The 9539-nt window shown below is 70.6% G+C and carries 13 protein-coding genes; 5 read left to right on the top strand and 8 right to left on the bottom strand.

Annotation, left to right across the window (positions count from 1 at the left end):
• Positions 1 to 501 (bottom strand): pirin family protein (locus tag RIF93_RS15265; RefSeq protein ID WP_309092305.1); only part of this gene is annotated, 501 nt, incomplete at its 3' end.
• A gap of 213 nt (positions 502 to 714) precedes the next feature.
• Between RIF93_RS15265 and RIF93_RS15260 the strand changes: the two genes are divergently transcribed.
• Both RIF93_RS15260 and RIF93_RS15255 read left to right on the top strand, forming a co-directional pair.
• Entirely contained in the window at positions 715 to 1362 is a 648-nt protein-coding gene (locus RIF93_RS15260; RefSeq protein WP_309092304.1) for a hypothetical protein, read from the top strand.
• A gap of 111 nt (positions 1363 to 1473) precedes the next feature.
• The gene (locus RIF93_RS15255) at positions 1474 to 2103 is read left to right on the top strand and encodes a beta/gamma crystallin-related protein (protein ID WP_309092303.1); all 630 of its coding nucleotides are present in this window, start codon (positions 1474 to 1476) and stop codon (positions 2101 to 2103) included.
• Positions 2104 to 2107: 4 nt separating this feature from the next.
• Here the strand turns inward: RIF93_RS15255 and RIF93_RS15250 are convergent, their stop codons facing one another.
• Together RIF93_RS15250 and RIF93_RS15245 are read right to left on the bottom strand one after the other, a co-directional pair.
• The gene (locus tag RIF93_RS15250) at positions 2108 to 3025 is read right to left on the bottom strand and encodes an alpha/beta hydrolase (protein ID WP_309092302.1); all 918 of its coding nucleotides are present in this window, start codon (positions 3023 to 3025) and stop codon (positions 2108 to 2110) included.
• A gap of 232 nt (positions 3026 to 3257) precedes the next feature.
• The gene (locus RIF93_RS15245; protein ID WP_309092301.1) at positions 3258 to 3443 is read right to left on the bottom strand and encodes a hypothetical protein; all 186 of its coding nucleotides are present in this window, start codon (positions 3441 to 3443) and stop codon (positions 3258 to 3260) included.
• 472 nt (positions 3444 to 3915) lie between these two features.
• On the opposite strand from RIF93_RS15245, the gene RIF93_RS15240 reads away from it, so the two are divergent.
• A complete protein-coding gene (locus tag RIF93_RS15240; protein ID WP_309092300.1) occupies positions 3916 to 4842 on the top strand; it encodes a cell wall hydrolase in 927 nt (308 codons plus the stop codon).
• Between the two features lie 2 nt (positions 4843 to 4844).
• Here RIF93_RS15240 and RIF93_RS15235 read toward each other — a convergent pair whose 3' ends face one another.
• Positions 4845 to 5786 (bottom strand): GlxA family transcriptional regulator, encoded by a 942-nt coding sequence (locus RIF93_RS15235; protein WP_309092299.1) that lies wholly within the window; start codon positions 5784 to 5786, stop codon positions 4845 to 4847.
• Between the two features lie 85 nt (positions 5787 to 5871).
• Between RIF93_RS15235 and RIF93_RS15230 the strand changes: the two genes are divergently transcribed.
• Complete coding sequence (locus RIF93_RS15230; protein ID WP_309092298.1) at positions 5872 to 6558, top strand: DJ-1/PfpI family protein; 687 nt, start codon at positions 5872 to 5874, stop codon at positions 6556 to 6558.
• Positions 6558 to 7586, top strand: a complete 1029-nt coding sequence (locus RIF93_RS15225; protein WP_309092297.1) for a DJ-1/PfpI family protein — start codon at positions 6558 to 6560, stop codon at positions 7584 to 7586. The genes RIF93_RS15230 and RIF93_RS15225 overlap by 1 nt, the downstream gene beginning before the upstream one ends.
• Positions 7587 to 7617: 31 nt before the next feature.
• Here RIF93_RS15225 and RIF93_RS15220 read toward each other — a convergent pair whose 3' ends face one another.
• The 4 genes from RIF93_RS15220 to RIF93_RS15205 form a co-directional block, all read right to left on the bottom strand.
• Positions 7618 to 8136: a Rid family hydrolase gene (locus tag RIF93_RS15220; protein ID WP_309092296.1), complete on the bottom strand. Its 519-nt coding sequence runs from the start codon at positions 8134 to 8136 to the stop codon at positions 7618 to 7620.
• A 60-nt stretch (positions 8137 to 8196) separates the two neighbouring features.
• On the bottom strand, positions 8197 to 8724 hold the full coding sequence (locus tag RIF93_RS15215) for an SRPBCC family protein (RefSeq protein ID WP_309092295.1): 528 nt from the start codon (positions 8722 to 8724) through the stop codon (positions 8197 to 8199).
• Positions 8717 to 9076, bottom strand: coding sequence for a metalloregulator ArsR/SmtB family transcription factor (locus RIF93_RS15210; protein ID WP_309092294.1), 360 nt, complete (start codon positions 9074 to 9076; stop codon positions 8717 to 8719). The genes RIF93_RS15215 and RIF93_RS15210 overlap by 8 nt, the downstream gene beginning before the upstream one ends.
• Positions 9077 to 9178: 102 nt before the next feature.
• The gene (locus tag RIF93_RS15205; RefSeq protein WP_309092293.1) at positions 9179 to 9433 is read right to left on the bottom strand and encodes a hypothetical protein; all 255 of its coding nucleotides are present in this window, start codon (positions 9431 to 9433) and stop codon (positions 9179 to 9181) included.
• Positions 9434 to 9539 lie beyond the last annotated feature (106 nt).

Below are 9539 nucleotides of genomic sequence, written 5' to 3'. Positions count from 1 at the left end.
GCCAGCGACCCGGGCGTCGGTGCGGATCGGCAGGGCGTCCTCGTCTCCGGCCAGGCCGCTGGCCAGGGTGACGAAGCGGCCGGCGCGATCCCCCTTCGGGAAGGGCTTGGCGCCCCAGGCGGGTTGGCCGCCGCGTTCCTTCGGCTCGATCCAGATCTGGAAGATCTTGGTGACGTCGCCCTCCAGGTTGTACTCGGCGTGGCGGATGCCGGAGCCGGCGCTCATCACCTGCACGTCGCCGGCCTCGGTGCGGCCCTTGTTGCCCAGGCTGTCCTGGTGGGTGATCGCGCCCTGCCGGACATAGGTGATGATCTCCATGTCCGCGTGCGGATGGGGCGGGAAGCCCGACTGCGGGGCGATCTCGTCGTCGTTCCACACCCGGATCGGGCCCCAGCCCATCTTCTTCGGGTCGTAGTAGTTGGCGAACGAGAAGTGGTGGCGCGCCTTGAGCCAGCCATGGTCGGCGCCGCCGAGGTCGGCGAAGGGCCTGCGTTCGATCATCGTCATCTCTCCCGGGCGGCGCAGGGTTGAGCGCGCCGCCGCTGTCGACAGTCAAGATAGGCTGCACGCGGTGGAGACAAAGCCGCGTTCAGGGACAAGATTGTTTCCGACCTGGAGATGATCTCCGGAACCCGACCATAAAGTGACGCTGCCTGAACCTTGACCCTGGACCGGCGTTTTCAGCGCAGCTGGTCCTAGCGGGAAGGAAACCAAATGAAGACGACCCTGAAGACGCTCGCCATCGCCGGCCTGGCGCTACCGTTCGCCTATGCCTGCGCCTCGGACGGAAACACGGGTCCGCAGGCCGCGGCGGGCACGGGCACGACCACCAATGCGCCGGCGTCCGGCGGCTCCACGACGGCCGGGACGACCACGGGCACGAGCGGCGGAACCACCGCCGGCGCCCAGACCGGCACGAGCGCCAACACGTCCAGCGGCGGCTCGAGCGGCGGCCTGGGCAGCATCCCCAGCCTGGTGAACGTGAACCTGCAGAACGTGCTGAACGACCTGTCGGTGCGGCTGAAGGTCGACCGGGCCAACATCCCGGTCAACGCACAGATCCCCATCCAGCTGGCGGCGAACGTCTGCGGTGTGTCGATCAACGTCCTGTCGGTGTCGACGGGCGGCCAGGCTCAGTGCGAGGCGAAGACCGCGCCCGCCGAACTGGCCCAGGTGGTGCAACAACAGATGGCGGCCGGCGGCTCGGTGGGCGGCGGCGCGCAAGGCGGCTCGACGGCGGCCACTGGCAGCTCGACGCCGGCTTCGGGCACGGCGACTGGCGGCTCGACCTCGGGTTCCACGACCTCCACGTCGGGCGGCACCACCACGACGACGCCGTCCACGACCACCCCGCCGAACTAGGCGGTTCTCGCCGGGAGGCGGAGCGCCTGAACGCCAGGTGAAGCTCCGCCTTCAGGGTCGGTTCATGGCGGCCAAGCTTCCTTGCGGCTTCAAGGCTGAAGGAGGCTGAACATGACGATGTGCAAGGCGGTGATCGCAGGCGCCCTGGCGGCGCTGGCGTGCGCCGGAACGGTCAGCGCGCAGCGCGCCGGCGGCACGGCGACGCTGTACGAACTGCCCAACTACCAGGGCCGCTCGGTGACGATCACCGGGCCGGCGGCCGACCTGGGCGACTGGCGCTTCAACGACCGGGCGCAGAGCGCCCGGTTCTCCGGGCCTTGGCGCGTGTGCGAGCACGACGAGTTCGAAGGCCGCTGCCAGGAGGTGCGCGGCGACGTGCCGGACCTGACCCAGTACGGGATGATGGCGCAGATCTCGTCGATGGAGCCGGCCGGTTATGCGCGTCCGCCCCGGCCCGACCGCCCAGGTGGCGGCGGGGATCCGTGGGGACCTCCCGGCCCCGGGGGCCGCGACGGCCGCGGCGTGGAAGGGACGCGGACGGTCTTCTTCGCCCGGCCGACGGTGCGTGGCCTGGACCTCGCCGCCGGCAAGCACGGCGCGGACACCTTCTGCCGTCGCCAAGGCCTGGGATCGGCCGTCTGGTACGATTCGAGCGAGCGGGCCCGGCAGGCCATCGGCCCCGACGGTCAGATCACCGGCCGCTCGACCGTGATCCGCGACCTGCTCTGCGCCAAGTACTAGGCCGCTAACGGCGCCGGGCCGCGAGCCAATCGCGGACGGTGCGGTTCACCTGGTCCCGGGCGTCGTGCTGCACGAAGTGCGCGGCGTCCGGGAACATGACGATCGTGGTGTCCGCGTCCACGTGATCCCAGGTCCCGGAGTGGCCGGCGGCGTTCAGGGCGGTGTCCTTCATGCCGTGGATAACGAGCGTCGGCGCCTTGACGCGAGTGTTCGTCGCCATGGCTGGCGGAGTCGCCGTCTGGCCGCCCGCAGCGCGCGGATAGTTGGCCCGGTAGTAGTTGAGCATGGCGGTGAAGTCCGAGCGCCTGAAGGCCTCGACGTAGCCCGGCTTCTCGGCCGGATCCTTGACCCAGTTGGCGAGCCCTTCGGCGCTCAGGTTCTTCTCGAATCCCGGCTGCTGGAAGTTGCGGGCGTACTGGCTGTTCTCCTGCTGGGCCTTGTTCGACGCCATCTCGCGGGCGAAGCCGGCGGGGTGTGGCACGCTCAGGATCACCAGGCGGTTCACGAGCTCGGGTCGGTTCATCGCCACCTGCCAGGCGATGGCGGCGCCCCAGTCGTGGCCGATCACCACGGCGTCCTCGGCGCCCTCGGCGCGGATCACCGCAGCCACGTCACCGATCAGGTTTGGCATGGCGTAGGCGGCCTCGCCGGCCGGCTTGTCCGAAAGGTTGTAGCCGCGCAGGTCCAGAGCGGCGGTGCGCCAGCCGGCCTTGTTCAGCTCGGCCATCAACGGCTTCCAAGTCGCCCAGTAATCGGGGAAGCCGTGCAGCAGGACGACGAGGGGACCCTTGCCGTCGACCACATAGTGGATTTTCACGTCGCCGTTCGTCGCCGTCCGGTCCTGCGGCGCCGCCTGAGCGCCCCCCGCCGCGGCGCCGGCCAGCGACAGCGCCGCCATGATCGCGATCACGATGCGGATCATCGGAGCCTCCCCACTTTTGCTTTACGGCGTAGACTAGCACGCCGCGCGGGAAGGGCGACTCAAGGGGGTCAGAACCCCTGGCGCGCGTTGGCGGCCACGGCCAGCATGCCAGCCAGCACCGCGAGCGCGATCAGAACATGACGCATCGAACTCCCCCGTCCCGCGGGGGAGTAGGCCTACGGCCAAGCTTCTTGGCAAGAGCCGGCGGACGTTGGCGTCCGCCGGCGCCGGCTCAGCGCTTCTCGTCGGCCTTGCTGACGGCGGTGCCGACCGCCGCGCCCGCAGCGGCGCCGACCGGGCCGCCGACCACGGCGCCCGCGACCGCCCCCGTGGCGGCCTTCTGTTCGGTGTTGTGCCCGCAGGCGGAGAGGGTGAGAGCCATGCCCGCGGCGGCCGCGAGCAGGAGCGTCTTGGTCATGGTGGCCTCCTGAAGGTTGCGATGCGGGAAACACCTCGGCCGCGCCTTCAGTTCCGCTCAAGCTTCCCCGTGACTGTTAAGGTGAACGCTGCGGGAAACAAGACGAGCTGGCAGGCCTGAAAGACTATCTGCCGCCGAACACTGAAGATCCCCAATCTTGGTAAATGGCCCAGCCTTTGCGCAGTCAGCTTTCGAATGGATCGGAACGGAACAGCCAGGGGTGCGGCCTCAAGTCCTATGCTGCAGTGCAAAAACGACTTGCCAAGCCCGGTGAGTTCATTCATACATCCTTCACCATTTGCCGTCGCCTGCCCCCACAACGGAACCGGGGCTAGGCCTGCCGCCGGGCGCTTCCAGCACGTGCAGGGGCGACCGTGGCGACAATTGTCGGGGGGCAGCCAGTCGCCCTCGCCGTCAGGGACCGGAAGTCTTGAAAATTGGAACGCAGGCACGCGCTGACTGGCGCATGCTGATGAGCGCCGCTTTGATCGGCTCAGGCGTCGGCCTGAGCCTTGGCGCGGCCTATCTGGCGGGGGGCATGGCCCAACACGCCGTCAACCACAGCCGCGTCGAGCGCATCGCCGAGGCCGCTGCCGGCGGCTATTCGAACGCCCTACTGCAGGACGCGAATGTCCTGCGTCTGGCCGAGCAGCCGGCGCCAGGCGCCCAGGCGCGCCAGCTCGCGCAGCTCACCGAGCGCCTCGAGAACAAGCCGGCGAAGGGTAAGGTTTCCGCCCAGCGGGAGCTCGAGTGCCTGACCCAGGCGGTCTACTACGAAGCCCGGGGCGAGAGCCCGAAGGGGCAGTTCGCCGTCGCTCAGGTGGTCATGAACCGGGTGAAGCACCCGGCCTTCCCGAAGACCGTCTGCGGCGTGGTGTTCCAGGGTGCGGGCCGCCGCACCGGCTGCCAGTTCAGCTTCGCCTGCGACGGCTCGATGCGCGGAGGCCGCGAGCTCAGCGCCTGGAAGCGCGCCCGCAAGGTCGCCGCCCGGGCGCTGGCCGGCGCGGCGATCGCCGACGTCGGCGCCGCCACCCACTTCCACACGACCGGCGTGGCGCCGGCCTGGGGCCCGCAGATGCGCCGCGTGGCCCAAGTGGGCATGCACGTCTTCTACAAGTTCAACCCGCGGCGCGCCGTGCAGCAGGCCAGCCAACCGGCGCTGCAGCCTGCGGTGCTGACCTCGGGCCTGCCCGAGAAGCCGCTGGAGTACCGGCTGACCAATGCGGTCACGGTGATCGCGCCTGCCGCGGAGGCCGCCTCGGCCCAGCCGGCTGAAGCGACCAGCGCGCCCGCTTCGGCGGACGTAAAGGCTACGCCCGCGATGGCGAAGCCGGCCGCCGCCAAGTCCGCGGATTCGGCGGCGCTCGACGCGGCCTCCACCGACGCCACCGCCTCCTGAGGCTAGGTCCGGGCGGCGCGCCTCAGCGCCTGCGGCGGCTGGCCGAAGCTGCGCAGGAAGGCGCGGCGCATCCGCTCGGGATCGCCGAAGCCTGATCGACGCGCCACCTGGTCGATGGGCGTGGAGCCGGACTCCACCTCGGCCCGGGCCGCCTCCAGGCGCAGGCGCTCGACCGCCTTGGCCGGCGTCGTGCCGGTTTCGGCCGTGAAGGCGCGGGCGAAGTTGCGGGGGCTCATGGCGGCCTGTTCGGCCAGTTCCTCGACGGTGAGCGGGCGCGCGAGATTGGCCCGCATCCAGTCCATCAGCTCGGCGAAGCGACCGGTGCGGCCGCCCAGGTCGATCAGGGCCGAGAACTGGGACTGTCCGCCCGGGCGGCGCTGGTGCACCACCAGCTGCTGGGCCGTGCGACGCGCGATCTCGACGCCGAGGTCCTCCTCGACGAGCGCCAGGGCCAGGTCGATGCCGGCGGTGATCCCGGCCGACGTCCAGACCTGTCCGTCGCGGATGAAGATCCGGTCGGCCTCCAGCTTCACCTTCGGATAGCGGCGGGCGAAATCGTCGGTGCGGCCCCAGTGAGTGGTCGCGCGGCGCCCGTCGAGCAAGCCCGCCTCGGCCAGCAGATAGGCGCCTGAGCACACGCTGGTGATCCGGCGCGCGGTGGGCGCTGCGGCCTTCAGCCAGGCGACGATCCGGATGAGTTCCGGCAACGCGCGCGTGCCGTCGCCCCCGGCGACCATGACGGTGTCCCACGGCTGGTCATCCAGGTCCTGAGCCGCCAGCGGCACGCCCGAGGAGCTGGGCACCGCCCCGCCGCCCGGCGAGAGGACGTTCAGGTCGTAGGCGCCGGGGCGGTAGCGGCCGGCGATCTCGAACGCGGCGATGGGGCCGGCGGCGTCCAGGATCTGGAAGCCGGGGAAGATGACGAGGCCGAGGCGACGAGGCATGGCAGCTATTGAGGGATCAATGGCATTTCAGCCAGACCCTGGCAGGCCTAGGGTGCCGACGTCAACAGCCGGAGGCCGCTGCCCAATGTCCAAGCTCATCATCGTGATCGCCCTGTATCCGGGCGTGACCCACCTGGACTTCACCGGCCCGCACCAAGTCCTGGCGCGGACGCCCGACGCGGAGATCGTCGTGGGATCGGTCGCAGGCCAGGACATCGAGGCCGAGGGACTGACCTTCACCAAGCTCGCCGACCTGACCGCCGTCGAGCGCTGCGACGTCCTGCTGGTCCCGGGCGGCTTCGGCTGCAACGACGCCATGCTGGACGAGGCCTTCATGCGCGAGATCCGCCGACTGGGCGCCGGCGCGAAGTATGTGACGAGCGTCTGCACCGGCTCGCTGATCCTCGGGGCCGCGGGCTTCCTCCGCGGCAAACGGGCGGCGTGCCATTGGGCCTGGCGCGAGCTGCTGACGCCCTTCGGAGCGACCGTCTCGGAGGCCCGCGTCGAGCGGGACGGCAACGTCATCACCGGCGGCGGGGTGACCGCCGGCCTGGACTTCGCCTTCACCCTGATGGCCGAGCTTGCCGGGCGCGATTACGCCGAGGCGGTGCAGCTGGGTCTTGAGTATGCGCCCGCGCCGCCGTTCGAGTCCGGCCGGCCCGAACTGGCGCGGCCCGAGATCCTCGCGCAGGTGCAAGGGCGGATGCAGGCCGCCGCCATGCCGCGCTCGCGGGCGGCGGTGGAGGCAGCCGCGCGAATGGAGCCGGCCTGATGCGAGGCCTGCTTGCCGGATTGGCGGCCGCGTTCGCCCTGGCCACGGGCGCAGCGGCCAAGCCCCTGGTGGTGATCCTGGCGGAACCCGAGGGGACGGAGATCACCGACGCCTTCACCCCCTATGCGATCCTGGCGGAAAGCGGCGCGGTGGAGGTGAAGATCGTGGCGCCCAGCGCCGGGCCGGTGCGGCTGATGCCAGGCGTGGCCTGGGTCGCGCCGCAGACGACCTTCGCCGAGCTGGCGCGGCTGCGGCCGGACGGCCCCGATGTCGTGATCGTCCCGGCCCTGCGCGACGAGGACGACCGGGCCGTCCTGAATTGGCTTCGGGCGCAGGCCCGCGGCGGGGCCCGCATCATGTCGATCTGCAACGGCGCGCGGGTGCTGGCCAAGACGGGACTGCTCGACGGCCGCGAGGCGACGGTCCACTGGTTCAGCGTCGGCAAGATGCGCAAGGCGCACCCCAAGGTGGCCTGGCGGCAGGATCGCCGCTGGGTCAGCGACGGACCGATCACCACCACGGCGGGGATCAGCGCCTCGGCGCCGGCCTCGCTGAACCTGCTGCGGGAGCTCGCCGGCGAGCCGGTGATGCGCGCGACCGCCCAACGCCTCGGGCTTCCGCCGCCCGATCCGCGCCACAACGGACGCGACTACCACCTGACCCTGCGCGGCATGGCGACCGTCGTGCTGAACCGCGCCGCGTTCTGGCAGCGCGAAGACGTGGGCGTACGGATCACGCCCGGCTTCGACGAAATGGCCTTCGCCACGACCCTGGACGGCTGGTCGCGCACCTACCGCTCTGAAGGCTGGGCGACGGGTCCGGCGGCCACCCGCTCGCGCCACGGCCTGACGGTGTTGCGGCATCAGGCTCCGCCGGCGCGCTTCGACCGCCTCGTCGTGCCGCCCGTCCGGAATCCGACCGAGAGCACCTTCGGCCAGATCCGAACGGCCTATGGCGAGCTCACCGCTCGGTTCGTGGCCCTGCAGTTCGAGCACCCCTGGGGCGCGATCAGCGCCTGGCCGACCTAGCGCCCGCCCAGCGTTTAGGTCAGCGCTTAGGTCAGCGCTTCTGGGGCGCGTAGGCGATCATCTGTATCTCGACCACGCCGTTGTCGGACAGAAGACCGGTCGTGCCGACCGCCGTCCAGGCGGGGTGCGGGGCGGACATGAACTCGTCCTTGGCGGCGCTGAAGGCGGCGAACTGCTCGTCGCGGGCGCCGGTGAAGCCGGGACCGTTCCAGACGTGGAAGGTGTTGATCATCGCCACGTCGGCGAAGGTGAGACCCTCGGCGTCGAGCGTGCGCTTGATGTGGGTGAACGCGCGGCGGACCTGGACCTTGAAAGCCTCGGCGTCGCGGCCCTCGTTCGGCGCCGGGCCCGCGATCACGCCCGAGATGTAGAGGAAGTCGCCGACGCGGCGGGCCGGCGCGTACTTGTAGTCGTCGTAGGCGCGCTGAGCGCCCGGCGCCGGGATCAGCGCGTGCCCGCCCGGCGCCGGGATCTTCTTCGGGTACTCCTGGGCGGCGGCGGGCAGGGCGAGGACGAGCGCGAGGCCCGTCGAGACGAAGAGCTTGAGCATGGTCCCGACTTAAACCAGTGGGCGCCGTCCGGGCCAGTGAACCCTCGGTAATGCGACGAACTAGGTTAGGCGCGCGTCGTAGGCGGCGTGCAGCCGCTGCCACGCCGGCCAGAAGGGCTGGGCGGCCCGTCCGTTCGCCAGGTCGACCCAGATGTCGAGGTGCGCATGCCAGCCGGCGGCCACCTTCAGCAGGGTGGCGCGATCGGGCAGGCGGCGGTGGGTGACGGTCAGCAGCACCTCGGCGCCCCGGGGCTCGAGTTCGAAGGTCACCTCGCTGCCGTCGGCCCAGCCGAACGCCAGGAGCCGCGGCGGGTCGAGGCGGTGGACGGTGGTCTCCATCCGCATCTCCTCGGCGAAGCCTTCCGGGCGCGCCGCAGGCAGGTCCGAGAGTTCGTCGTTGCGCCAGACGAGCTCCACCCGGCCGCCTTCCTTCAGCTCCATGGCGCCGCGGGCCAGCCACCGGCCGCGCAGCTCGCTTTCGGTGAGGTAGGCCCAGACCCGATCGATGGGGCCGGGCAGGCGCCGCTGGATCTTCAGCGTCAAAGGCTCGGCGAGCACGCCGTAGCCGCCGTCCAGGACTTCACTCATCACCATCTCCTTCGTTGTTCGAGTGCTGCTCCTGGCGCAGCAGGCCCTCGAGCACGTCGAGGCGGCTGTTCCAGAACTTCTCGTAGAAGCCGAGCCAGCGGTGCGCCTCGGCGAGCGGCCGGGCCTCCAGGCGGCAGCGGTGGGTGCGACCCACGACAGTGCGTCGGACGAGGCCTGCGTTCTCGAGCGCCTTGATGTGCTTGGAGGCGGCGGCCAGCGACATGTCGAACGGCTGGGCCAGCTCGCCCACAGTCCGTTCGCCGCCGGCGAGGCTGGCCAGCATACGGCGGCGCGTGGCGTCGCCGAGGGCGTGGAACACGGCGTCGAGCTTGGCGGCTTCTATATCAACCATGCGGTTGAATATGTGTTCGCCTGGCCGATTGTCAACCATTTGGTTGAGGGTTCGCGTAAAAAGAACGGCCGGAGCAGAAGCTCCGGCCGCGGGGAACGACACCTAGTGCGTCTGGCGTCCGGGCGTCTCGTGCTTGGCCCGCTGCTCGCTGTTCTGCTGGCGGTCGGCCTTGTGGTCCGGGTCGTGCGAGTGGTGGCGGTCGCGTTCGCCGCCGCCGCTCGACACGCCCGAGAAGGCGGTGTTGGTGGGCTCGCCTTTCTGCCGCGTCTGCTGCGGCTTGGGCTTGGGTTCGGTGCGGTCCTCGTGCGAGGCGCCGGGGCCGCCGTAGCGGTCGGTGTTCGGGTGCTTGTCCGGCATGTCAGCGGTCCTGCTGGTAGCCCTGGTGATGGGTGTTCTGGTTGATGCCGCCCTGGCGGCCCTGCTGGTCGATGTTCACGTCGTCATCGCCAGGCTGGCTGGACTG

This window comes from Phenylobacterium sp., assembly GCF_031181185.1.
Lineage (GTDB): Bacteria > Pseudomonadota > Alphaproteobacteria > Caulobacterales > Caulobacteraceae > Phenylobacterium.
Note: the sequence above shows the minus strand (reverse complement) of the source record. Positions and strands in the feature narration are given on the sequence as shown.

What these genes read in the sequence shown, in the direction of transcription:
- RIF93_RS15250 (WP_309092302.1), bottom strand. Translation starts at nt 3,025, where the DNA reads ATGATCCGCATCGTGATCGCGATCATGGCGGCGCTGTCGCTGGCCGGC.
- RIF93_RS15225 (WP_309092297.1), top strand. Translation starts at nt 6,558, where the DNA reads ATGCGAGGCCTGCTTGCCGGATTGGCGGCCGCGTTCGCCCTGGCCACG.
- RIF93_RS15255 (WP_309092303.1), top strand. Translation starts at nt 1,474, where the DNA reads ATGACGATGTGCAAGGCGGTGATCGCAGGCGCCCTGGCGGCGCTGGCG.
- RIF93_RS15210 (WP_309092294.1), bottom strand. Translation starts at nt 9,076, where the DNA reads ATGGTTGATATAGAAGCCGCCAAGCTCGACGCCGTGTTCCACGCCCTC.
- RIF93_RS15245 (WP_309092301.1), bottom strand. Translation starts at nt 3,443, where the DNA reads ATGACCAAGACGCTCCTGCTCGCGGCCGCCGCGGGCATGGCTCTCACC.
- RIF93_RS15260 (WP_309092304.1), top strand. Translation starts at nt 715, where the DNA reads ATGAAGACGACCCTGAAGACGCTCGCCATCGCCGGCCTGGCGCTACCG.
- RIF93_RS15215 (WP_309092295.1), bottom strand. Translation starts at nt 8,724, where the DNA reads ATGAGTGAAGTCCTGGACGGCGGCTACGGCGTGCTCGCCGAGCCTTTG.
- RIF93_RS15240 (WP_309092300.1), top strand. Translation starts at nt 3,916, where the DNA reads ATGAGCGCCGCTTTGATCGGCTCAGGCGTCGGCCTGAGCCTTGGCGCG.
- RIF93_RS15230 (WP_309092298.1), top strand. Translation starts at nt 5,872, where the DNA reads ATGTCCAAGCTCATCATCGTGATCGCCCTGTATCCGGGCGTGACCCAC.
- RIF93_RS15205 (WP_309092293.1), bottom strand. Translation starts at nt 9,433, where the DNA reads ATGCCGGACAAGCACCCGAACACCGACCGCTACGGCGGCCCCGGCGCC.
- RIF93_RS15235 (WP_309092299.1), bottom strand. Translation starts at nt 5,786, where the DNA reads ATGCCTCGTCGCCTCGGCCTCGTCATCTTCCCCGGCTTCCAGATCCTG.
- RIF93_RS15220 (WP_309092296.1), bottom strand. Translation starts at nt 8,136, where the DNA reads ATGCTCAAGCTCTTCGTCTCGACGGGCCTCGCGCTCGTCCTCGCCCTG.